Source organism: Ramlibacter sp. (genome assembly GCF_035554825.1).
In the GTDB taxonomy this organism is placed as follows: domain Bacteria; phylum Pseudomonadota; class Gammaproteobacteria; order Burkholderiales; family Burkholderiaceae_C; genus Ramlibacter.
On sequence record NZ_DATMHS010000146.1, the window covers coordinates 1 to 22,736 of the forward strand.

Consider the following 22,736-nt stretch of genomic DNA (forward strand, 5'->3'; position numbering starts at 1 on the left):
TAGTGCGGCAGCTGCGCGCGCCAGGTGCCGGTGCGGAACACCTCGGTGCTGCCGGTGGTCCACGCGGTGGGTATCAGCGGCGCGTTCATGCGGCGGGCTCCATGAGCTGCGCTTCGACGGCCTGGTAGCCGGCGATGCAGGCGGCGACGTTCTCGTCGCGCAGCTTGGGCGACTCGGCCTGCAGCAGGCGCTCGAGCACGGGCAGCGGCGGGTCGCCCACCGCGCGCGCCAGCCCGCCGAGCAGGACCGAGTTGACGATGCGGCCGAGCCCGTTGCGCCGCGAGATCGCCAGCGCGTCGACCGGCACCACCCGGTAGCCGGGCAGCGCGGCGCGGAACTCGGCCGGCGTGCGGGCCGAGTTGACGACGATCAGGGTCTCGGGGTGCGCGGTCGCCAGCAGCGCGCCTTGCAGCAGGCTGGCGTCGAAGCAGAGGATGGCGTCGGCGCGCTCGATGTCGCAGCGCAGGCGCACCGGCCGGTCGTCGACCCGCAGGAAGGAACTGACCGGCGTGCCGCGGCGGGCCCCGCCGTAGCTGGCGAACGCCTGCACCTGCCGGCCCTCGTTGAAGTACGCCTTGGCCAGCAGGTTGCCGGCCGTCTGCGCGCCCTGGCCGCCGCGGCCCTGGATGATGATTTGCAGCATTGCTTGTTTTCACCCGGCCGCTGCCGGGCGTCCTTGTACCTGCGCCGCCCGCGGCAGCACCGCGGTGGCTTCGAGCTCGATCTTGGCGGGGTGGTCGAGCAGGTCGGCCACGAAGATCATGCTCATCGTCGGATAGTGGTTCCCCATGTGCCGCTTCCACACGGCACCCAGGTCGCGTCGCGCGGCCAGGTAGGCCGGCTTGTCGCAGCAATAAGCCGTCATGCGGCAGATGTGGCCGGCGCCGCCGCCCGCGAGCGACAGCACGGCCAGCACGTTGATCAGCGCCTGTTCGAACTGCGGCACGATGTCCTCGGACGCGAAGCGCTGCTGCGCGTCCCAGCCGACCTGGCCGGCGACGAAAACGATCCGGCCGGCGTCGACCTCGATGCCGTTGGCATAGCCGACCGGCGCCTTCCAGCCCTCCGGAAGCAAGGTTCGCATCGGTTCGCCCTTCAGTCGGTGTAGCGCGGTGGATCCGGGTCCACCGCCCAGTCCTGGTCGGGCGCCGGCACCTTGTCCAGCCACTCCTGCACCAGCGCCACGTGGCCGGCCTCCTCGGCCTGCAGCTCCAGCGCCGCGCGGCGCACCGCATCGGTGGTCGCCATGCGGGCCAGCACGGCGAAGAACGACTGGGCCCGCTTTTCCGCCGCCAGGGCCAGCTGCAGCGCGTGCCAGGGCTGCATCAGGTAGTGCACCTCGTCCAGCGGCATCGCCTCGGGCGCTTCCATGCCGGGCATCGTGTGCGGCATGCCGGGCGGCGGTGGCGGCGGCTGCGTCCAGCCCATCTCCTGCATGATCTGCTGGGCGTGCTTGGCCTCGTAGCCGGCCATGGTGCGGAACAGGTCGGCCACTTCCTGGTTGTTGTGCGTCTCCAGCATGTCGGCGAAATCGCTGTAGCGATCCACCGCCTCGCGCTCCATCGCCAGCGCCTGGGCCATGAACTCCTCCAGCGTCAGCGGCATCGGCGACGGTTGGGCGGCGCGGTTCACAGCGCGAACTCCGCTTCGAGGTCGGCCACCGACTGCTTCGGCGGCGTCGCGCCGCCGGGGTACGGGGCGCGCGAGCCCGCGTACAGCACGCCGATGTTGAAGCCGTCGTCGGTCATGATCCGGCGCGCGGCGCGGGCCGGGTCGTCGGTGGGCTCCACCGCCGCCGGATGCACCAGGTTCTTCCAGTCGCGCTGCTCGGGGCGGAAGGTGACGCACGGACTCAGGATCTCGACGAACGAGAAGCCGGGATGGGCGATCGCCCGGGCGATGATGTCGGCGGTGCCGTTCTGGTCGCCCGAGAAGGCGCGCGCCACGAAGTTGGCGCCCGAGGCCAGCGCGATCACCAGCGGATGGAACGAGCGGATGCCGGTGCCGCCGGGCGACAGCTTGTTGTCCCAGTCGGGCTCGGTGGTCGGCGACGCCTGGCCCTTGGTCATTCCGTACACGTGGTTGTCCATCACGATGTAGGTCAGGTCCACGTTGCGCCGGCAGGCGTGCAGGAAGTGGTTGCCGCCGATCGAGTAGCCGTCGCCGTCGCCGCTGGCGACCAGCACCGTCAGCTCGGGCCGCGCGACCTTCAAGCCCGTGGCGGCCGCCAGCGAGCGGCCATGCACGCCGTGGAAGCCGTAGCACGAGGTGTACGCCGGGATCCGCGACGAGCAGCCGATCCCCGACACCACCGCCACCTCGTGCGGCGGCCGCTGGGTCTGCGCCAGCGCCTTGGTCACGGCGGCCAGCACCGTGTAGTCGCCGCAGCCCGGGCACCAGATCGGCTTGTAGCCCGACTTGTACTGCGCCGCCGTCAGCACCGGCGGCGGAACCATGTCATTCATACCGTCTCCTCCTGTGCCTGCCTGGCGGCCGCCCATTCGACGATGGCGGCGCAGATGTCGGCCGGGCGCAGCGGCAGCGGCCCCGGGCGATGGAAGCTCGCCGGCCGGCGCGGCAGGTCGACCATCCCGCGCAGGTAGCGCAGCAGCTGGGCGCCGTGGTTCTGCTCCACCACCATCACGTGCTCGACGCCATGCAGCGCGAGCTCGAACGCCTGCGGCTGGACCGGCGCCAGCAGCCGCAGCACGATCAGGCGCACCGGCACCCCTTGCGCGGCGGCCCGGGCCACCGCTTCGCGCACCGGGCCGGTGGCGGAGCCGAAGGTGATCACCGCCAGCGGCGCGTCGCCTTCGACGTCGGCCCAGCGGCTGCCGTAGTCGTGCCGCAGCAGCTTGCGCTCGCGCTTGTCGAGCTGCACGGCATGGTCGCGCGCCTGGCTGCTGGGGATCGCCCCCTCGGTGTGCTCCAGGCCGTCGGCGGTGTAGACGACGCCGGGCGTGCCGGGGATCGCCATCGGCGAGACGCCCGATTCGGTGTCGCGATAGCGCTTGTAGTCCGGCGTGCCGGCTTCGGCGGCGAGCCGCCTGGCGGTCGACGAGCGCAGCGCGGGCTTGTCGATCACGGCCCGCGACTGCCCCATGAACTGGTCGGACAGCACGATCGCCGGCGCCTGCAGCGCCTCGGCCAGCTCGACCGCCCACTGGGTGGTGGCCACGCAGTCGGCGATCGAGCTCGGCGCCAGCACCAGCCGCGGCGCGTCGCCGTGCAGGCCGCTCACCGCGAACGACAGGTCGCTTTGCTCGCTCTTGGCGGGAATGCCCGTGGACGGGCCGCCGCGCATCACGTCGACCACCACGATCGGCACCTCGGCCGCGACCGCCAGGCCGATGCCTTCGGTCATCAGCGCGAGCCCCGGCCCGGCGGTGGCCGTCAGCGAGGGAACGCCGCCGTACGAGGCGCCGATGATCATGTTGACCGACGCCAGTTCGTCCTCGGCCTGCAGCAGCGACCCGCCGACCTTCTGCAGCGCCGGTGCCATCCACTCGAGCAGCTCGGTCGCCGGCGTGATCGGATAGGCCGCGACGAAACGCACGCCGCCGCGGATCGCGCCGTAGCCCGCCCCTTCGTTGCCGCTCAGCACCCAGCGGCCGGCGCCCGACGGGTCGGGCCGGGGCTGGGCCAGCGGCGGCAGCGACGCCGCCGCGGCCATGCCTTCGCGCACGGCGGCGAGGTTGGCGGCCAGGGCCGCTTCGTTGCGCTTCCAGGTCCGGCGCACTGCCGCTTCGAGCGCCGCCAGCGGCAGGCCGGCGGCCGCGCCGGCCAGCCCGAGCGCGAGCATGTTGATCCAGCTGCCGGCGATGGCCTTGGCCATCTTCTTGAGCGGGAACTGGGCGGTGTGGGCGCCGGTGCGCACGAACACCTCCGGCACCTCCCCGCCCTCGCTGTCGCCGACCAGCACGCTGCCTGCATGCAGCGGAATCTCGTCGGCGAAGCGGTTGATGTTCTGCCAGTCGACGGCCAGCAGCAGGTCGAACCGGTCGTCGAGCGACTCGACCGGCCGCGACGACAGCCGCAGCAGCGCCGCCGCTTCGCCGCCGCGGATCTGCGGTCCGCTGGTCCTGACCATGAGCCCGTACAGGCCGGCCTGCGCAGCCGCTTCGAGCAACAGCGTTCCCGCCGTCATGACCCCGCTGCCGCCGCTGCCGGCGATGGCGATCGACAGACTCGCCGGCCCCGGCGTTTTCGAAGGTGGCCGGTCGCCTGACTGTCGCGCTTGTGTGTTTATGGATGCATCCACGTTGTCTCCTGCTACGCACGATGTGGGGTGCAGTAAACACCGCCGGCGGCGGGCGATACCTTGACGTGGATCAAGGATCGCCGGAAGAAGCCTCCACACAATCCCTCAAACACGTAATTTGGTACCGCTTTACCATAATACGCAGCCCACAGCCCGGCTTACGTGACTTCCGGCGTGGCGTCCCGACCCTCCTGAAAGGCTGGTTTCATGAGCATCGAAGCACACCGCTGGTTGATGACGGCGCCCAAGGCGCCGCTGGTGCGCGCGGCCTTCCAGGCCAGCGCCGGCGCCGGCGAAGTGGTGGTGGCGATCGCCGGCTGCGGCGTCTGCCACACCGACCTGGGCTACTACTACGACGGCGTGCGCACCAACAGCGCGCTGCCGCTCGCGCTCGGCCATGAAATCAGCGGCCGCGTGGTCGAGGCGGGCGCCGGCGCCGAGCGCTGGCTCGGCCGGTCGGTCATCATTCCGGCGGTGCTGCCGTGCGGCGAATGCGACCTGTGCCGGCGCGGCCTGGCGACGATCTGCCGCGGCCAGAAGATGCCGGGCAACGACATCCAGGGCGGCTTCGCCTCGCACATCGTGGTGCCCGCGCGCGGCCTGTGCGAAGTGGACCCCGCCCGCCTGCAGCGCGCCGGCCTCGAGCTGGCGCAGGTCTCGATCGTGGCCGACGCGCTGACCACGCCGTACCAGGCCGTGCGGCGCGCCGGCGTCGCGCCGGGCAGCCTCGCGATCGTGGTCGGCGCCGGCGGCGTCGGCGGCTACTGCCTGCAGGTGGCGCGCGCGTTCGGCGCCACCGTGGTCGCGATCGACATCGACGACGCCAAGCTGGCCGCTGTCGCCGCGCACGGCGCCTCGCTCACGCTCAACAGCCGGTCGCTCGATGCCAAGGCGATCAAGCAGGCGGTGAGCGCCTTCGCCAAGAGCAACGGCCTGCGCCAGACCGAGTGGTTCATCTTCGAGTGCTCGGGCAGCGCGCCCGGCCAGCTGACGGCGTTCGGCCTGCTGGTGCACGGCGCCTGCCTGTCGGTGGTCGGCTTCACCATGGACAAGGTCGAGGTGCGGCTGTCCAACCTGATGGCGTTCGACGCCCGGGCGATCGGCAACTGGGGCTGCCCGCCCGAGTTCTATCCCGCGGCGCTCGACCTGGTGCTGGACGGCAAGGTGCAGATCGCGCCGTTCGTCGAGCCGCACCCGTTGTCCGACATCAACGCCATCTTCGACGCCGTGCACCGGCACGAGATCCGCAAGCGCGTGGTGCTCGTCCCCGACTGACGCGCCGCCACCCCACCGACCGAGTGAGACAGACCCAAGGAGACTTCATGAACGCCCCCGATTCCTTCCCGCCCATGCTCGACTTCAAGAACCACGACATCGTCGACGACATCGCCAAGCCGCAGGTGCGCTACGAGAAGAAGCCGGCGAAGAAGCCGGACGGCACGGTGGTCCCCGGCCTCTACAACGCCTGGATCACGCTGGACAACCCGGGCCAGTACAACTCCTACACCACCGACATGGTCAAGGGCGTGATCCTGGCGCTGCGGGCGGCCTCCAACGCGCGCGACGTCAACTGCATCGTGCTCACCGGCGCCGGCGACAAGGCGTTCTGCACCGGCGGCAACACCAAGGAGTACGCCGAGTACTACGCCGGCCAACCGCAGGAGTACCGCCAGTACCTGCGCCTGTTCAACGACATGGTGACGGCGCTGCTGCTGGCCGACAAGCCGGTGATCTGCCGCGTCAACGGCATGCGCATCGGCGGCGGCCAGGAGATCGGCATGGCCTGCGACTTCTCGGTCGCCTCCGACCTGGCGCGCTTCGGCCAGGCCGGCCCCAAGCACGGCTCGGCCCCGATCGGCGGCGCCACCGATTTCCTGCCGCTGATGGTCGGCGCCGAGCGCGCGATGGCCGCGTGCGTGCTGTGCGAACCGTTCTCGGCCCACCAGGCCTACGACATGGGCATCCTCACCGACATCGCGCCGGCGCTGAAGGTCGACGGCAAGTTCGTCGCCAATCCGATGGTCGAGACCCAGCGCCTGTTCGACGAGTTCGGCCGCAAGGTCTACGGCAGCGCCAAGAGCGGCGACGCCGCCAGGGAGGGCAAGGCGCTGATGGCGCGCGGCACTGTGGATCTCTCCGCGCTGGACGAGAAGGTCGAGGCGCTGTGCGCCAAGATGCTGCTCACCTTCCCGGAGTGCACGCTCAAGACGGTGGAGGAGCTGCGCAAGCCCAAGCTGGCGATGTGGGACCGCAACAAGGAAAGCTCGCGCGCCTGGCTGGCCCTGAACATGATGACCGAGGCCCGCGCCGGCTTCACCGCCTTCAACGAGGGCAGCAAGGACGACCGCGAGGTCGACTTCGTGCAGCTGCGCCAGCAGCTCGCCGCAGGCGCCAGCTGGCTCGGCTCGCTGCACGACGACATCCAGCCGAAGAACAAGCATTAGGCCCGGCATGGAACCCCTGAAGGTCTGGACCGAGCGCGACGGCGCGTTGCTGCGGCTGCGGCTTGCCCGGCCGAAGGCCAACATCGTCGACGCCGCGATGATCCTGGCGCTGCACGCGGCGCTCAAGGAGCACGCCGGGACCAACACGCTGCGCGGCGTGCTGCTCGACGCCGAAGGTCCGCATTTCAGCTTCGGCGCCAGCGTCGAGGAGCACCTGCCCGCCAACTGCGCGCAGATGCTGGCCTCGCTGCACGCGCTGCTGCTGGAACTGCTGGAGTTCCCGGCGCCGGTGCTGGTGGCCGTGCGCGGCCAGTGCCTGGGCGGCGGGCTGGAACTCGCAATGGCCGGCGGCCCGATCTTCGCGACGCCCGAGGCCCAGCTCGGCCAGCCCGAGATCAAGCTCGGCGTGCTCGCGCCGGCTGCCTCGGTGCTGCTGCCGTATCGCGTCAACCAGACGGTCGCCGAGGACCTGCTGCTGTCGGGCCGCGCCATGTCCGGCAAGGAAGCGCTTGGCTGCGGCCTCGTGCATGCGGTCGCCGACGATCCCGAAGCGGCCGCCCTGGCCTATTTCGAGCAGCACCTGCAGGACCGCAGCGCCGCCGCGCTGGCGTGCGCGCTCGCCGCGGCGCGCGGGGGGATGCTGCGCGACGTCCGCCGCCGCCTGGGCGAAGTCGAACACCTGTACCTGGAGCGCCTGATGCGCACGCAGGACGCCAACGAGGGCCTCGCCGCCTTCATGGCCAAGCGCCAGCCCAGCTGGACCCATACGTGAAGGAGACAACAATGCCAGCAGTCCCACCGGTGCAGCAGATCGTCGAGCGCTGCCAGACCCTGTTCGAGGACCTCGACTTCAAGGCCGTGCAGGAATGGAAGGCCGCCGTGCCCGGCCGCAAGGCCATCGGCTACATGCCGGTGTACGTGCCGCGCGAGCTGATCCACGCGGCCGGCATGCTGCCGGTCGGGATCCTGGGCGGCGGCGACGCGCTGGAAGTGATCCAGGGCGACGCTTACTACCAGAGCTACATCTGCCGCATCCCGCGCTCGACCATCGAGCTGGGGCTCACCGGCAAGCTCGATTGCATGGACGGCATGCTGTTCCCGTCGATCTGCGACGTGATCCGCAACCTCTCGGGCATGTGGCAGATCCTGTTCAAGGACAAGTACGTCAAATACATCGACGTGCCGCAGAACTACGTCGACTCGATCGGCGGCAACTTCTACATCCACGAGATGCAGACGCTGCGCGAAGACCTGGGCCGGCTGCGCGGCAAGCCGATCACCGACGAGGAGCTGAACGCCTCGATCGCCGTCTACAACGACAACCGGGCCGCGATCGCCGAGCTCTATGCCTACCGCGCCGCCAAGCCCTGGCAGGCGCCCACGTCCGAGGTCTACCTGCTGCTGCGCGCCGGCATGGTGCTGCCGCCCGAGGAACACACGCAGCTGGTGCGCCAGTACCTGCAGGCGGCCGAGGCGGTGCAGCGGCCCAAGCGCGACAACGCCCGGGTCGTCATCAACGGCTCGTTCTGCGAGCAGCCGCCGCTGGCGCTGATCAAGTCGATCGAGATGTCGGGCTGCTACATCGTCGACGACGACTTCATGCTGGTCACCCGCTGGCTGCTCGACGAGGTGCCGGCCGACGGCGACCCGCTGCAGGAGCTGTCCAAGGCCTTCCTGCACCGGTCGGCATCCACCGCCGCCAAGTACGACACCACGCGCGAGGAAAAGGGCGTCTTCCTGATGAAGCAGGTCAAGACCCGCGGCGCCGAGGGGGTGGTGTTCGCCGCGCCCTCGTTCTGCGACCCGGCGCTGCTGGAGCGCCCGATGCTGCAGGACGTGCTGGCCAAGCATGACATCCCCTACACCGCCTTCAAGTACGCCGAGAACACCGGCCAGATGGCGCCGATCCGCGAGCAGGCCGGCACCTTCGCCGATTCCATCAAGCTGTGGAGCGTCGGGGCCGCGCCGGACGCGAAGCCCCAGCGCGCGGCGTTGCCGGCCAGCGCCGCCACCAACAAGTAGACCCCCGGAGGCAACCATGAGCACCCCGATCCCGATGCCGGAGAGCAAGAAGGCCAAGCCGGTCGCGCAGAAGGAAGACGCGATGTGGCTCCAGAAGGAGATGATCAACGCGAACTACATGGACCTGGCGACGGCGCACCAGAACAACCGCAAGGTCGCCGCCACGTTCGTCCCGGGCAACCTGAACGAACTGCTGATGTGCTTCGACCTGGCGCGCAGCCTGCCCGAGACCAACGCGCTGCAGAACGGCATGCGCAAGAAGTCCGGCAAGTTCATCATGGACGCCGAGCGCGACGGCCAGAGCGAGGACGTCTGCACCTACGTCAAGGCCGACCTGGGCTCCATGATGGGCGGCGAGATCGGTCCCACCGGCGACCCGCTGCCCAGGCCGGACGTCCTGCTGCTGTCGTACACCGGCTGCTTCACCTTCATGAAGTGGTTCGAGCTGATCCGGCACAAGTACGGCTGCGAGACCGTGATGCTGCACGTGCCCTACCAGGGCGAGGGCAAGATCCAGCCGAACATGCGCGAGTACGTCGTCAAGCAGCTGAAGGAGACCGTGATCCCGACGTTGGAGCGCATTTCCGGCGTCAAGTTCGACATCGACCGGCTGCGCCAGTACATGCGCGAGTCGGTGAAGGCCGAGGAAGACCTGGTGCACGTGCTGCAGTCGGCCAAGCACCGGCCCTCGCCGATCGACGGCTATTTCGGCGCCGTCTACTACATCGGCCCCATCTTCACCGCCTTCCGCGGCACCACCGAAGCCACGCAGTACTACAGCATGCTGCGCAAGGAGATCGACGAGCGGATCCGCCTGGGCAAGGGCCCGATCACGCCCGACGGCGAGATGGGCGAGGAGAAGTACCGGCTGGTCGTGGAAGGCCCGCCCAACTGGACCAGTTTCCGCGACTTCTGGAAGATGTTCTACGACGAGGGGGCGGTGGTGGTCTCGTCGACCTACGCCAAGGTCGGCGGCCTGTACGACTTCGGCTTCCGGCACGACCCCGAGCATCCGCTGGAGTCGCTGGCCGACTACTGCCTGGGCTGCTACACCAACCTGAACCTGCCGTCCCGGATCGACATGATCTGCAAGTACATCGACGAGTACCAGGCCGACGGCCTGCTGATCAACTCGATCAAGAGCTGCAACAGCTTCTCGGCCGGCCAGCTGCTGATCCTGCGCGAGGTCGAGCGGCGCACCGGCAAGCCGGCGGCCTTCATCGAGACCGACCTGGTCGACCCGCGCTACTTCTCGGCGGCCAAAGTCAAGAACCGGCTCGAAAGCTACTTCCAGATGGTCAAGCAGAAGCGCTCGGCGTCCAGCCTGCACATCCCGCCCGGCGGGCGCGACGCCATTCCCATCATGGCCGCCTGAATCCAGGATTGAGGAGACAACCATGCGCTGCTTCATCGGCATCGACCTCGGATCGACCACCACCAAGGCGGTGGTGGTCGACGAGGACCAACACATCATCGGGCGCGGGATCACCAACTCGCGCTCCAACTACGACACGGCGGCGACCATCGCCAAGCAGGAGGCGCTGCTCAACGGCCGGTTCCACCTGTTCCGCCAGTCGCTGCAGCGCAGCCATGCGCTCAACGGCGACCTCGACGCCTTCATCGGGCAGCTGGAACGCGACTTCCGCTCCGAGCAGTACCTGGAGCAGCTGGTCGACCTGGAGGACACCTGCCAGCGCAGCGTCGCCACCGGCCATTTCGGCGCGGCCACCGGCGCCGTCAGCGAAGCGATCACCGAGGTGTTCCGGCGGCTGAAGGCCGAGGCCCACCTGCTCTTCGCGCCGGGCGCCAAGCGCAAGAGCGACTTCTTCCGCGACATCGCCGGCAGCCAGTACCTGGCCATCGGCGAGACCGTGGCCAAGGAGTCGGGCACCCGCTACGACTACCTGCTCAACGTGTTCGACCGCTCGATCATCGAGGTCGAGAACCGCGTGTATGCCGACTCGATCCGGCGCCACCTGCTGTCGGCGCTGGAGCGCACCTTCAAGGAACTGCCGCAGACGCAGAGCAGGCGCGGCGCGATCGAGGCGCCGATCAAGGGCGTGCTGGACACCGAGATGGAGGAGACCTACGTGGTGGGCACCGGCTACGGCCGGGCCCGCCTGCCGTTCTCCAAGGAGCACGTGCGCTCCGAGATCCTGTGCCACGGCCTCGGCGCCCACGTGATGTACCCGGGCACCGCCACCGTGCTGGACATCGGCGGCCAGGACACCAAGGCGATCCAGGTCGACCCGGCCGGCATCGTGGAGAGCTTCCAGATGAACGACCGCTGCGCCGCCGGTTGCGGGCGCTACCTCGGCTACATCGCCGACGAGATGAACATGGGCCTGCACGAGCTGGGGCCGATGGCGATGAAGTCGACCAAGGCGATCCGCATCAACTCGACCTGCACCGTGTTCGCCGGCGCCGAGCTGCGCGACCGGCTGTCGCTGGGCGACAAGCGGGAGGACATCATGGCCGGCCTGCACCGGGCGATCATCCTGCGCGCCATGTCCATCCTGGCGCGATCCGGCGGGATCCGCGACCAGTTCACGTTCACCGGCGGGGTGGCCAAGAACGAGGCGGCGGTGAAGGCGCTGAAGGACCTGGTCAAGGAGAACTACGGCGAGCTGCAGCTCAACATCGACCCGGATTCGATCTACACCGGGGCGCTGGGCGGGGCGACCTTCGCCTGGCGCGCCGTGGTCGAGGAAGGCAAGACGGCCCAGGCCGAAGCGAGGTAAGTCAATGATCCCCCCACGTTCACATTCGTTCACTGCCCCCCAGGGGGCTTCAGCCTCCTCGAGGCGGCTCAGCGGAGGCTGACATGACGATCACGATTGGCATTGATGTTGGTTCCGGGGCCGTCAAGACGACCCTGTTCCGGGTGGAGGACGGCGCGCCGCAGTGGCTGGCCAAGCGCTGCGAGCGGATCCGCCGGCGCGACCCGATGACGCTGGCGCAGGAAGGCCGCGACGCGGTCATTGCCGAGGCCGGCCTGGCGCCCAACGACATCGACTACATCGCCACCACCGGCGAGGGCGAGAACGTGAAGTTCGCCACCGGCCACTTCTATTCGATGACGACCCATGCCCGCGGCGGCGTCTTCCTGCAGCCGGGCATCAGCGCGGTGGTGGACGTCGGCGCGCTCAACGGCCGGGCGATCTACGTCGACGAGCGCGGCAAGGTGCTGGCGTACAAGATGACCAGCCAGTGTGCCTCCGGCTCGGGCCAGTTCCTCGAGAACATCGCCCGCTACCTGGGCGTCGCGGTGGAGGAGATCGGCGAGCTGTCCAAGAGCTCGCAGGACCCCGAGAAGTGCAGCTCGATCTGCGCCGTGCTGGCCGAGACCGACGTGATCAACATGGTCAGCCGCGGCATCGCCACGCCCGACATCCTGAAGGGCATCCACCTGTCGATGGCCTCGCGCATCGTCAAGCTGCTGAAGGTGACCGGCATCAAGCAGGGCACCGCGCTGCTGACCGGCGGCCTGGCGCTGGACGTCGGCCTGCTGGCGGCGATCCAGGAGGAAATGGTCAACGAGAAGGTCGGGGTCCAGGCCGTGAGCCACCCCGATTCGATCTACGCCGGCGCCATCGGCGCCGCACTGTGGGGCGCGTTCCGCCACGAGCGGCTGCAGGAACTGCAGGAACGCATCGCCGCCTGATTCGCAGCAGTCACCGAGGAGAGAGAACCATGGCCCTGATGATCAACGATGGCTGCACCGCCTGCGATGCGTGCAAGCCGGTCTGCCCCAACGAAGCGATCAGCGTCGGCGACCTGATCTACGTGATCGACCCCGCCAGGTGCACCGAGTGCGTGGGCGCCGAGGACGAGCCGCAGTGCAAGCTGGTGTGCCCGGCCGACTGCATCGAGCAGCACCCCGACTTCGTCGAGACGCCCGAGGAGCTGCAGGCGAAGTACGAGTCGCTGCACGCCTGAGCAAGCCCGGCGGGCCGCGCGCGCCGGCCCCGGCCGGCGTTCGGCGCCGGCTTGAACTGCGCCCCGTTCTGCGGTACCACTGTGGCGCCGCCGCGCGTTGCTGGCGGCAAGCCCATCAGGAGGCCGCCATGTCCATCCGCACGCCCAGGTTGCTCCTCGCGCCGCTCGCGGCGCTCTCCTGCGCCGCAGCCGCCGGCGCGGTGCAGGTGTCGTTCGTCGATCCCGCGTCCTTCACCGACCTCGGCACCTCGCGCTGGGACGAGGCGGCGAACATGCAGGCCATCGAGCGCCACCTGCAGTCGCTCGGCGCCCGCCTGCTGCCGGCCGACCAGGTCCTGACGGTGGACGTGCTGGAAGTGGACCTGGCCGGCACGGTGCGGCCGTCGCGCCTGGGCAGCCCCGACCTGCGGGTGATCACCGGCACCGCGGACTTCCCGCGCCTGCACCTGCGCTACACGCTGGCCCGCCAGGGCGTGACCGAACGCAGTGGCGAGGACCGGCTGGCGGACCTGAACTACACGCGCGGGCTGCGCACGCCCGCGGAATCGCAATCGCTGTACTACGAGAAGCGGATGCTCGACGCCTGGTTCAAGGGCCGCTTCGTCGACGGCCGCGCCGACTAGGACGGCCCGCAGCGGCGCCGCCGCGCCGGCCCGGCACGAGCTGGCGCGCTTGCCGACGGCCACGCTGCGCCGCGCAGCCAGGCTGCGCCCCTGCCCTCCCGCAGACCTCGACCGCTCGTGGCTGGGCGCACCCGCGCGCGCCGGCGGCCGCTGCGGCGACCCGCCGCGTCCCCGAAAAAACACCGGGGCCTGATTTTGGTCAAGCATACATTTGATCGCCGCAATCATTTTGCTTCATATAATTTGATCGTCTGATTCGTTTTTGACGTACGACGAACAACGCGATCAATGCGAGCCCTCACTTAGGAAAGTAGACCTGCCATGGCCCAGTTGCCCATCAAGAGCACCATCGACAAGATTCCCGGCGGCATGATGATCGTGCCCATGCTGCTGGGGGCCTTGTTCGCCACCTTCGCGCCGCAGACGCCCAAGTTCTTCGGCTCCTTCACCGGCGCGCTGTTCACCGGCGCGCTGCCGATCCTGGCGGTCTTCTACGTGTGCATGGGGTCGACCATCACGCTGGAGGCCACGCCGACCATCCTGAAGAAGGGCGGCGCGCTGTTCGGCACCAAGGTGGCGATGGGGATCGTGCTGGGCCTGATCCTGGGGCACTTCCTGGGCGAGCAGCCCATCACCGCGGGCATGTTCGCCGGCCTGTCGGCGCTGGCCGTCGTGGTGGCCATGAACGACACCAACGGTGGGCTCTACATGGCCCTGGTGGGGCAGTACGGCAAGCCCGCCGACGTCGGCGCCTACAGCATCATGTCGCTCGAATCCGGGCCCTTCCTGACCATGGTGACGCTGGGCGTGGCGGGCCTGTCGGCGTTTCCGTGGCCGACCCTGGTCGGCGCGATCCTGCCGCTCGCCCTGGGCATGCTGCTGGGCAACCTGGACCGCAACATGAAGGACTTCCTGTCCAAGGCGGTGCCGGTCATGATCCCGTTCTTCGCCTTCGCGCTCGGCTCCGGGCTCGACCTGCACAAGGTGTGGCAGGCCGGGCTGCTGGGCCTGGCGATGGGCGTCGCCGTGGTGGTCGTCACCGGCATCCCGCTGTATTTCGCCGACCGGCTGGTCGGCGGCAACGGCATTGCCGGCGTCGCGGCCGCCAGCACGGCGGGCAATGCGGCCACCGTGCCGGCGATCATCGCGGCTTCCAATCCGGCCTACGCCGACGCCGCGCAGAGCGCCACCATCATCGTGGCGGCCTGCGTCGTGGTCACCGCCATCCTGGTGCCGTTCGCCACCGCCACGCTGGCCAGGCGCCTGGGCGTGGCCCCCGCCACCGCCGACGACACGAGCAGCCCTGCGCCGGCCCCGATCCGCGGCAACGCCCAGGGAGCCAGGTGATGGCGACGGCCGCCCGGTCGGTGTTCATCCTGGCCGACGACCTCTCGGGCGCCGCCGACTGCGCGATCGGGGCGGCCAAGGCCGGCTTGAAGAGCGTGGTGCTGCTGGAGGCCGGGGCTCCCGACCAGGGCGCCAACGTGATCGCGGTGGATTCGGACTCCCGCTACCGCCCGGTGGCCGAGGCCAAGGCCCTGTCGGCCGAGTTGTGGCGCAGGCACGCCGCGCCGGGCCGCCTGCTTTACAAGAAGATCGACTCGACCCTGCGCGGGAACTTCGCCGCTGAAATGGCCGCGCTGACCGATGCCGGCGTGGCCATCGTCGCGCCGGCCTTTCCCGCCACCGGCCGCACCACCGAAGGCGGGCGCGTGTTCGTCAAGGGCGTCGCGCTCGAGGAGACCGAAACCTGGGCCGGCGAGCACATGCAGGGGCGCGCCGACATCGTCGCGATGCTCGAGGCGGCCGGGGTCCCGGCCGTCAGCCTGCCGCTGGCGACGGTGCGCGGCGCCGACCTGCGGGCCCAGCTCGAACGCCGCGTCGCGGCCGGCTCGGTGCAGGCGATCGTCTGCGACGCCTTGCAGGACGCCGACCTGGCCGCCATCGCGGCCGCCTCGGTGGGACTGCCGGTGTACTGGGTGGGCTCGGCCGGGCTGGCGGCGCACCTGTTCGTCGCCGCCGGACTGCGGGGGCGAGCCGGGGATCTGCCCCGGCTGAGCGTGAGCGGCCCCATCGTCACCGTGGTGGGCAGCATGTCGTCGCTGTCCCACCGGCAGGCCGAGGCGCTGGAGGCGCGGGCCGACCTCGCCCGCTTCCTGCCGTCGTCGGCGCTGCTGCGCGCCGGCGCCAGCCATCCCGACTGGCACGCGCTGGAGAGCGCGCTGCACGAGGCGCTGCGCGCCGGGCGCGACGTGATGCTGCGCATCGCGCCCGAGCAACACGGCGACCTGGCCCAGGGCCATGCGCTGTGCGAGGCGCTGAGCCGGCTGCTGGCGCCGATGGCCGGGCAGATCGGCGCGATGGTCGCCACCGGGGGCGAGACGGCGCGCGGCCTGCTCGCCAGCTTCGGGGCCCAGGCGCTGCTGCTGGTGCGCGAGATCGAGCCGGGGATCCCGCTGTCGGTTTCGGTCGGCTCGCGGGCCATGCCCATCGTCACCAAGGCGGGCGCCTTCGGCTCGCCCGAGGCCCTGCTGCACTGCTACCAACAGCTGGCCGCCATTCGCGGCGCGGCTTGATAGGATCATCGACATGTATCGACCCGTGATTGCCATCACGATGGGCGACGCCGCCGGCGTCGGCCCCGAAATCATCATGAAAAGCCTGGCGCGCGCGGCGCTCTACGACGGCTGCCGGCCGCTGGTGATCGGCGACGCCGGCCGCCTGCGCGCGGCCGGCCGCATCGCCGGCGTCGAGCTGCAGGTGCGGGCCGTCGCCACGCCGGCCGAGGCGCGGTTCGAGCACGGCACCGTGGACTGCATCGACCTGGGCCTGATCCCGGCCGACCTGCCCTTCGGCGCCCTGTCGGCGCTGGCCGGCGATGCCGCCTACCGCTACATCGCCAAGGCGGTGGAACTGGCGCGGGCCGAACAGGTCGACGCCATCTGCACCGCGCCGCTGAACAAGGAGGCGCTGCACGCCGGCGGCCACCTCTACCCCGGCCACACCGAGATGCTGGCCGCCCTCACCGGCACGCCGGAAGTGTCGATGATGCTGGTGGCGCCCAAGCTGCGCGTGATCCATGTCACCACGCACATCGGCCTGCTCGATGCCATCGAGCGGATCGAGCCGGGCCTGGTCGAACGCACCATCGCCCGCGGCCACGACACGCTGGTGCGCGCCGGCATGGCGCAGCCGCGCATCGGGGTCTGCGCGATCAATCCGCATGCCGGCGAGAACGGCCTGTTCGGCCGCGGCGAGGAAGCGGCCAAGATCACGCCGGCCATCGAGGCCTGCCGCGCCCGGGGCTGGAACGTCGAGGGCCCGCTGCCGGCCGACACGCTGTTCTTCCGGGCCGGCCGCGGCGACTTCGACCTGGTGGTGGCGATGTACCACGACCAGGGCCACGGTCCGATCAAGGTGCTCGGCATCGAGGCCGGCGTGAACATCACCGTCGGCCTGCCGGTGATCCGCACCTCGGTCGACCACGGCACCGCGTTCGACATCGCCGGACGGGGCACCGTCGACGAGCGCTCGATGCTCGAGGCGCTGCGCCAGGCGCTCGAGCTGGCGGCGCGCCGCGTCTGAGGACGAGGCGCCCTTGGCCGGCAAGGTCGAACGCCGTCAGGCCGCACTGGTGGCCGCCCTGCAGGCGGGCACCCACGATGCGCAGGCGCTGGGGCGCCAGCTGGGCGTCTCGCTGGTCACGATCCGGCGCGACCTGCGGCAGCTGGCGGAGGCCGGCCGCCTGCTGCGCACCTTCCGCGGCGCGGTGCCGGCGGAAGGCCATGAGCCCGAGCTGACGCCGGCCCGCCGCAAGCACCTCAATCGCGCGGCCAAGCAGGCCATGGCGCGCGCCGCCGCGGCGCTGATCCGGCCCGGCGAGTCGCTGATCCTGGATGGCGGCTCCAGCACGGCGGCCCTGGCCCAGCACCTGCGCGGTCGCAGCGGCTTGCGGGTCATCACCAACAGCCTGGAAGTGATGGCCACGCTGACGGCCGAAGAAGGCATCGAGCTGGTGATGCTCGGCGGCACGGTGCGCACCATGAGTTTTTCCACCGGCGGACCGCTGGCCGAGCTGACGTTGCGCCGGCTGACCGCGGACCGCGTGTTCCTGGGCACCGACGGCATCGTCGCCGGGCGCGGCCTGTGCGAGGCCACGTCGGAGCAGATCGGGCTCAAGGAGGCGATGATGGCGCAGGCCGGCCAGATCTACGTGCTGGCCGACGCCTCCAAGCTCGGGCGCCCCGCCCAGCAAGCCTGGGCGCCGCTGGAGCGGCCCTGGACGCTGATCACCGACGACGGCGCGAGCGACGCGCAACTGGCGCCGTTCCGCGCCCTCGCCGGGGTCGAGGTGATGGTGGCGGCGCGGTCGCCGGGCACGCCGGGTCCGTGACGCGCGTCAGCGCAATGGACCGACGCCGCGTACGGGATTTCCGGAAATTGCCGCGGCCGCCGACGCCCGGCAGGGCTTAAAGATATATTCGAGAGGAATCTTTGACCAGGATCAAAGCATCCCTCCCGAAATGCCCACACCCGACCTCTGCACCGAGGAGGAAGTCGCCTTCCTCGTCCACGACTTCTATGCCCGCGTGCGCGCCGACGACGCGCTCGGCCCCATCTTCGAGCGCCATGTCCACGACTGGACCCGCCACCTCGCCACCATGGTGGACTTCTGGTCCGGTGCCCTGCGCGGCACCGCGCGCTTCCGCGGCACGCCGATGCCCAAGCACGTGGCCCTGCCCGGCCTCAGCGCCGCGCTGTTTCAGCGCTGGCTGGCGCTGTTCGGCGCCACCACCGCCACGCTGCCGAACGCGGCGCTGGCCGAACGCGCCAACGACCTGGCGGCGCGGGTCGCCGAAAGCCTGTGGTACGGCTACCAGATGAGCCGCCAGGCCGACCCGCTGCCGGAGGCCCTGTGATGGACAGCGCGATCCTCAGCCTGGCCGGGGCCTTCATCCTGTCGATCATCGGCCTGTTCGTCTTCATCTGGTCGCTGCGCAAGGGGCTGCTGGTGGAAAACCCGGCCGCCGCCTCGGTGATCTTCGCCCGCGGCGAGATCGGCCAGGTCGACGACCCCGCGCTCGCCGGCGGCGAGCGCCAGTCGCTGCAGCAGGCCGCCACCGGCCACGGCGCGCCGGCGCACGCGCCCGATGCCGCCGAATTGCGCGACCGCATCGAGGCCGACCGCTCGTCGGCGTTCCCGGTGTTCATGTTCGTCGCGTTCGCCTGCTTCTGGCTGCTGCTCGGTTCGCTGGCCGGCCTCACCTCGTCGATCAAGCTGCACCAGCCGGACTGGCTGACGGACCAGGCCTGGCTCACCTTCGGCCGCATCCGCACGGTGCACCTCACGGCCGTCCTGTACGGCTGGATCACCAACGCGGCGCTCGGCATGATCCTGTGGCTGCTGCCGCGCCTGCTGCGCACCCGCCTGTACGGCGCGGTCTGGACCATGCTGGGCGGCGCGCTGATCAACACCGGCATCGCCGCCGGCATCGGCGCGATCTCCTCCGGCTGGAGCGACGGCATGGAGTACCTCGAGATCCCGTGGCAGATCGGCGGCTTCATCCTCGCCGGCATGGTGATGATCGTGCTGCCGGTGCTGTTCACGCTGGTCAACCGCAAGGTGGAGCACCTCTACGTGACGGTCTGGTACACCGTCGCCGGCGTGCTCTGGATCTCGCTGCTGTTCCTGGTGGCCAAGCTGCCGGGCGTGCACACCGGCGTGCAGCAGGCCACCACCAACTGGTGGTACGGCCACAACGTGCTGGGCCTGTGGTTCACGCCGGTCAGCGTGGGCGCGATCTACTACTTCCTGCCGAAGATCATCGGCCGGCCGGTGCGCTCGTACAACCTGTCGATCCTGGGCTTCTGGACGCTCGCGTTCTTCTACGGCCAGGTCGGCGGCCACCACCTGATCGGCGGCCCGGTGCCGGGATGGCTGGTCACCCTCTCGATCGTCCAGAGCCTGATGATGGTGATCCCGGTCATCGCGTTCAGCATCAACATGGCCGGGACGATGAAGGGCCGCATGCACCTGGCCCGGTTCTCGCCGACGCTGCGCTTCATGATGTTCGGCGGCGCGATGTACTTCCTGTCCTCGGTGCAGGGGTCGCTGGAAGCGCTGCGCAGCATGAACGCGGTGACCCACTTCACGCACTACACGGTCGGCCACGCCCACCTGGGCGCCTACGCCTTCGTCACGATGGTGCTGTTCGGCGCCGTGTATTTCATGATGCCGCGCGTGCTGAACTGGGAGTGGCCGTACCCCAGGCTGATCACCCTGCACTTCTGGCTGGCCGCCGTCGGCATCGGGATCTACTTCGTCGCGCTCACGGCCGGCGGCTGGCTGCAGGGCCTGGCCATGCTCGACCCGGCGCGGCCCTTCATCGAATCGGTCAAGCTCACGCTGCCCTACCTGCAGTGGCGCTCGATCGGCGGCTCGCTGATGGTGCTCAGCCACATCGTCTTCGTCGGCCACTTCATGGCCATGGCGCTGCGGTTCGGGCCGACCCGCACCGGCGCCGCGCTCTTCGCCCCCAGCCGCGAACTGGAGGTCGTCTATGGAAAATGAACTGAAACTCGCCTCGGGCGCGATGGTCGCCCTCGGCGTGGCGACGGCGGCGCTGGTGGTGCTGCCGTACGTCGAAGTGCGCGACGTGCCGGCGGCGCCGCAGCTCAAGCCGTACACCAGCGCCGAGCTGCGCGGCCGCGAGGTCTACGTCGCCAATGGCTGCGTCTACTGCCACACCCAGCAGCCGCGCGACCGCAGCATGGGCCCCGACCAGCAGCGCGGCTGGGGCCGGCCGTCCGTGCCGGCCGACTATGTCTACGACCGGCCGCACCTGCTGGGCAGCATGCGCACCGGGCCCGACCTGCTGAACATCGGGGCGCGCCAGCCGAGCAAGGACTGGCACCTGGGCCACCTGTACCAGCCGCGGGCCTACGTCGCCGATTCCATCATGCCGTCGTATCCCTACCTGTTCGTCGTCAAGGACGCCAAGGAGGCGGAACAGGAAGGCGAGACCCCGATCACGCTGCCGCCCGGCTACCGGCCCATGATCGGGCAGGTGGTGGTTCCCACGCCGCAGGCGCTGGACCTCGTGAAGTACCTGCAGTCGCTCAACCGCACCTATCCGGTGCTGCCGCCCGCTCCGAAGCCCTGACGCCATGCCCCACGAATCCCTGTTGAACGCTCCCCGCCCGGCGGCTCCGCCGCCCCAGGCCCGCGAGCAGTCCGATCCGTCCGAGCGCAGCCAGCCGATCCCGCTGCTGGTGGCGGCCTTCACCCTGCTGATGGTGACGGCGGGCGCGGCCTACATCCTGCTGTCCGAGCCCTTCGGCCAGCCCGGGCTCGGCGACCGGCGCACCCTGGCCGACCTGCGGCCCGCCGCCGGCGCGGCCGGCGGCGCCGTCGATGGCAAGCAGGTGTTCGCGGGCAACTGCGTCGCCTGCCACCAGGCCAACGGCAAGGGCCTGCCCGGCGTCTTCCCGCCGCTCGACGGATCGGAGTGGGTGGCCGGCGACGAACGGGTCGTCGCCAACATCCTGCTGCACGGCGTGACCGGCGACATCACCGTCGCGGGCAGCACCTTCAAGGGCGCGATGCCTTCCTTCAAGCAGCTGGGCGACGCCGAACTGGCGGCGGTGGCGAGCTACATCCGCTCGGAGTGGTCGAACAAGGCCGCGCCGATCAAGCCGGAGCTGTTCGCGGCCGAACGCAAGGCCAGCGCCCGCACGGCGCCGTTCAACGGCGGCGACGAAGTGAAGGCGCTCGCCGCCAAGGGCGGCTGACGCCATCGGCCATGCGGCTGACGCAGCTCACCGACTACGCGATGCGCTTGCTGATCCACGTGGCGCAGCATCCGCAGCGCGTCTGCACGATCAGGGAAGTGGCGGCGCGCTACCAGCTCTCGCAGGCGCACCTGATGAAGATCACGCACCGGCTGGGCCGCGCCGGCTGGCTCACCACCACCCGCGGCAAGGGCGGCGGCATCCGCCTGGCGCGCCGGCCCGAAGAGATCGGACTGGGCGCCGTGGTGCGCAGCATGGAACCGGACTTCGAAATCGTCGAATGCTTCGCCACCGGCTCCAGTTGCATGCTCACCGGCACCTGCCGGCTGACCGCGGTGATGGACGGCGCGCTGCGCGGCTTCTTCGAGCACCTGGACCGCCACACGCTGGCCGACATCCTGCCGGCCCCGGCCGGCACGCCGACGCAGCACGTGATCGGCATCGAGCCGCCGCGGGCCGCGGCCGCACGATGATCCGCACCCTGCTCGCGTGCGCGGCGCTGGCGCTGGGCGGCTACGCCGGCGCCGCGTGGCTGACGCACGACTTCCAGGCCTGGACCGCCGAAGGCGCGCGGCGGCTGGAGGTGGCCCTGGCGCCGGTGGCTGCGCCGGCGGTGGCGGTGGCCGGCCCGGGCGTCCCGGTGCAGCCGCTGCCGCAGCTGGTCGGCGACGGGCGCTCGGTGCGGGTCGTCGAGTTCTTCTACACCCGCTGCCAGTCGGTCTGCCTCTCGCTGGGCAGCGTCTTCCAGCAGATGCAGGCGACGCTGCAGGCCGCCGGCACCGATGCGGGCGCCTCGCGGGTCAAGCTGCTGTCGATCAGCTTCGATCCGCGGGACACGACGGCCGACCTGGCTGCCTACGCGGCGCGGCTGCGGGCCGATCCCGCGCGCTGGCAGTTCGTGCGCGGCGCGGATGCGCGGCAGGTCGCCCCGCTGCTGGCGGCGTTCCAGGTCGTCGTGGTGCCGGACGGGCGCGGCGACTTCGAACACAACGCCGCGCTGCTCGTGATCGACCAGCGGGGCCGCCTGGTGCGCGTGTTCGACCTCGCCGAGCAGCAGCTGGCGCTCGATTACGCGCGCTGGCTGGCGCAAGGCCAACGCGCATGAACGGCCGGCTGGTGCCATGGTGCGGCCTGGCCGGCGCCGCGCTGCTGGTCCTGCCGCCGGTCCGCCAGGCCCTGGAAGCGAGCATGAGCCGGCACATGCTGGTGCAGCTGCCGCTGCTGGCGCTGTGCGGTTTCATGCTGGCGGCGGCCCTGCCGCCCCGGGCCCGGGCGTGGCTCGATCGCTGGAACGCCCACGGCATCGCGGGCCTGTTCGGGGTGGCGCTGGTGATGGCCGTGGTCATGATCCCGCGCCTGCTCGATCTGGCGGTCGGCGATCCGCGCCTGGACGCGCTGAAAATGGCGGCGCTGCTGCTGTGCGGCGCCGCGCTGCGCCGCTCCTGGCGGCGCGCCGGCGCGCTGGTGCAGGGATTCTTCCTGGGCAACGTGCTGCCGATGACGGGCGCGGTCGGCCAGCTCTATCAGGACTCGCCGCTGCGGCTGTGCAACGCCTACCTGCTCGACGACCAGGTGCGGCTCGGGCAATGGCTGGTGGGGCTGGCCGTCGCCGCGGGCGTGGCCTGGTTCGCGCTGCTGGTGCTGGCATTGATGCGG

General features: G+C 70.4%; 25 protein-coding genes. 20 read left to right on the top strand and 5 right to left on the bottom strand.

What is annotated here, in order from left to right; translation table 11 throughout:
* Positions 1-85 precede the first annotated feature (85 nt).
* Genes VNT59_RS18260 through VNT59_RS18280 form a run of 5 tightly spaced genes read right to left on the bottom strand, consistent with a single transcriptional unit; the run spans position 86 to position 4,360 of the window.
* The gene (locus tag VNT59_RS18260) at positions 86-643 is read right to left on the bottom strand and encodes a 2-oxoacid:acceptor oxidoreductase family protein (RefSeq protein WP_325500745.1); all 558 of its coding nucleotides are present in this window, start codon (positions 641-643) and stop codon (positions 86-88) included.
* Positions 644-652: 9 nt separating this feature from the next.
* Positions 653-1,084, bottom strand: coding sequence for a RidA family protein (locus VNT59_RS18265; RefSeq protein WP_325500747.1), 432 nt, complete (start codon positions 1,082-1,084; stop codon positions 653-655).
* Positions 1,085-1,095: 11 nt separating this feature from the next.
* Entirely contained in the window at positions 1,096-1,632 is a 537-nt protein-coding gene (locus VNT59_RS18270; RefSeq protein WP_325500749.1) for a ferritin family protein, read from the bottom strand.
* Positions 1,629-2,465 carry a 2-oxoacid:ferredoxin oxidoreductase subunit beta gene (locus tag VNT59_RS18275; protein WP_325500751.1) on the bottom strand — a complete coding sequence of 279 codons (837 nt, stop codon included), beginning with the start codon at positions 2,463-2,465 and terminating at the stop codon, positions 1,629-1,631. The genes VNT59_RS18270 and VNT59_RS18275 overlap by 4 nt, the downstream gene beginning before the upstream one ends.
* Positions 2,462-4,360, bottom strand: a complete 1,899-nt coding sequence (locus VNT59_RS18280) for a 2-oxoacid:acceptor oxidoreductase subunit alpha (RefSeq protein WP_325500753.1) — start codon at positions 4,358-4,360, stop codon at positions 2,462-2,464. The genes VNT59_RS18275 and VNT59_RS18280 overlap by 4 nt, the downstream gene beginning before the upstream one ends.
* Before the next feature lie 108 nt (positions 4,361-4,468).
* On the opposite strand from VNT59_RS18280, the gene had reads away from it, so the two are divergent.
* The 20 genes from had to VNT59_RS18380 all read left to right on the top strand — a co-directional run.
* On the top strand, positions 4,469-5,536 hold the full coding sequence (gene had / locus VNT59_RS18285) for a 6-hydroxycyclohex-1-ene-1-carbonyl-CoA dehydrogenase (protein ID WP_325500755.1): 1,068 nt from the start codon (positions 4,469-4,471) through the stop codon (positions 5,534-5,536).
* Between the two features lie 47 nt (positions 5,537-5,583).
* Positions 5,584-6,705: a 6-oxocyclohex-1-ene-1-carbonyl-CoA hydratase gene (gene oah / locus VNT59_RS18290; RefSeq protein WP_325500757.1), complete on the top strand. Its 1,122-nt coding sequence runs from the start codon at positions 5,584-5,586 to the stop codon at positions 6,703-6,705.
* Between the two features lie 7 nt (positions 6,706-6,712).
* Complete coding sequence (locus VNT59_RS18295; protein ID WP_325500759.1) at positions 6,713-7,477, top strand: cyclohexa-1,5-dienecarbonyl-CoA hydratase; 765 nt, start codon at positions 6,713-6,715, stop codon at positions 7,475-7,477.
* An 11-nt stretch (positions 7,478-7,488) separates the two neighbouring features.
* Positions 7,489-8,727, top strand: a complete 1,239-nt coding sequence (bcrC, locus tag VNT59_RS18300) for a benzoyl-CoA reductase subunit C (RefSeq protein ID WP_325500761.1) — start codon at positions 7,489-7,491, stop codon at positions 8,725-8,727.
* A gap of 16 nt (positions 8,728-8,743) precedes the next feature.
* Complete coding sequence (gene bcrB / locus VNT59_RS18305) at positions 8,744-10,102, top strand: benzoyl-CoA reductase subunit B (RefSeq protein ID WP_325500763.1); 1,359 nt, start codon at positions 8,744-8,746, stop codon at positions 10,100-10,102.
* Positions 10,103-10,124: 22 nt separating this feature from the next.
* A complete protein-coding gene (gene bcrA, locus VNT59_RS18310; RefSeq protein WP_325500765.1) occupies positions 10,125-11,468 on the top strand; it encodes a benzoyl-CoA reductase subunit A in 1,344 nt (447 codons plus the stop codon).
* Positions 11,469-11,551: 83 nt separating this feature from the next.
* Positions 11,552-12,391 carry a benzoyl-CoA reductase subunit D gene (bcrD, locus tag VNT59_RS18315; RefSeq protein ID WP_325500767.1) on the top strand — a complete coding sequence of 280 codons (840 nt, stop codon included), beginning with the start codon at positions 11,552-11,554 and terminating at the stop codon, positions 12,389-12,391.
* Positions 12,392-12,420: 29 nt separating this feature from the next.
* The gene (locus tag VNT59_RS18320; protein WP_325500769.1) at positions 12,421-12,666 is read left to right on the top strand and encodes a YfhL family 4Fe-4S dicluster ferredoxin; all 246 of its coding nucleotides are present in this window, start codon (positions 12,421-12,423) and stop codon (positions 12,664-12,666) included.
* A 128-nt stretch (positions 12,667-12,794) separates the two neighbouring features.
* Complete coding sequence (locus VNT59_RS18325) at positions 12,795-13,289, top strand: DUF3016 domain-containing protein (protein ID WP_325500771.1); 495 nt, start codon at positions 12,795-12,797, stop codon at positions 13,287-13,289.
* A 321-nt stretch (positions 13,290-13,610) separates the two neighbouring features.
* On the top strand, positions 13,611-14,636 hold the full coding sequence (locus VNT59_RS18330; RefSeq protein ID WP_325500773.1) for a 2-keto-3-deoxygluconate permease: 1,026 nt from the start codon (positions 13,611-13,613) through the stop codon (positions 14,634-14,636).
* Positions 14,636-15,865: a four-carbon acid sugar kinase family protein gene (locus tag VNT59_RS18335; RefSeq protein WP_325500775.1), complete on the top strand. Its 1,230-nt coding sequence runs from the start codon at positions 14,636-14,638 to the stop codon at positions 15,863-15,865. Before VNT59_RS18330 ends, VNT59_RS18335 begins: the two co-directional genes overlap by 1 nt.
* Positions 15,866-15,872: 7 nt before the next feature.
* On the top strand, positions 15,873-16,874 hold the full coding sequence (gene pdxA, locus VNT59_RS18340) for a 4-hydroxythreonine-4-phosphate dehydrogenase PdxA (RefSeq protein ID WP_325500793.1): 1,002 nt from the start codon (positions 15,873-15,875) through the stop codon (positions 16,872-16,874).
* A gap of 13 nt (positions 16,875-16,887) precedes the next feature.
* Entirely contained in the window at positions 16,888-17,682 is a 795-nt protein-coding gene (locus VNT59_RS18345; RefSeq protein ID WP_325500777.1) for a DeoR/GlpR family DNA-binding transcription regulator, read from the top strand.
* 130 nt (positions 17,683-17,812) lie between these two features.
* Positions 17,813-18,208 (top strand): group III truncated hemoglobin, encoded by a 396-nt coding sequence (locus VNT59_RS18350; RefSeq protein WP_325500779.1) that lies wholly within the window; start codon positions 17,813-17,815, stop codon positions 18,206-18,208.
* Positions 18,208-19,860: a cbb3-type cytochrome c oxidase subunit I gene (locus tag VNT59_RS18355; protein ID WP_325500781.1), complete on the top strand. Its 1,653-nt coding sequence runs from the start codon at positions 18,208-18,210 to the stop codon at positions 19,858-19,860. Before VNT59_RS18350 ends, VNT59_RS18355 begins: the two co-directional genes overlap by 1 nt.
* The gene (locus VNT59_RS18360) at positions 19,850-20,452 is read left to right on the top strand and encodes a cbb3-type cytochrome c oxidase subunit II (protein ID WP_325500783.1); all 603 of its coding nucleotides are present in this window, start codon (positions 19,850-19,852) and stop codon (positions 20,450-20,452) included. Before VNT59_RS18355 ends, VNT59_RS18360 begins: the two co-directional genes overlap by 11 nt.
* 4 nt (positions 20,453-20,456) lie before the next feature.
* On the top strand, positions 20,457-21,080 hold the full coding sequence (locus VNT59_RS18365) for a cytochrome c (RefSeq protein ID WP_325500785.1): 624 nt from the start codon (positions 20,457-20,459) through the stop codon (positions 21,078-21,080).
* Between the two features lie 11 nt (positions 21,081-21,091).
* Positions 21,092-21,553: an Rrf2 family transcriptional regulator gene (locus tag VNT59_RS18370; protein WP_325500787.1), complete on the top strand. Its 462-nt coding sequence runs from the start codon at positions 21,092-21,094 to the stop codon at positions 21,551-21,553.
* Positions 21,550-22,185 (top strand): SCO family protein, encoded by a 636-nt coding sequence (locus VNT59_RS18375; RefSeq protein ID WP_325500789.1) that lies wholly within the window; start codon positions 21,550-21,552, stop codon positions 22,183-22,185. The genes VNT59_RS18370 and VNT59_RS18375 overlap by 4 nt, the downstream gene beginning before the upstream one ends.
* The coding region (locus tag VNT59_RS18380; RefSeq protein ID WP_325500791.1) for a hypothetical protein at positions 22,182-22,736 on the top strand (555 nt) is incomplete at its 3' end. The genes VNT59_RS18375 and VNT59_RS18380, both read left to right, overlap by 4 nt.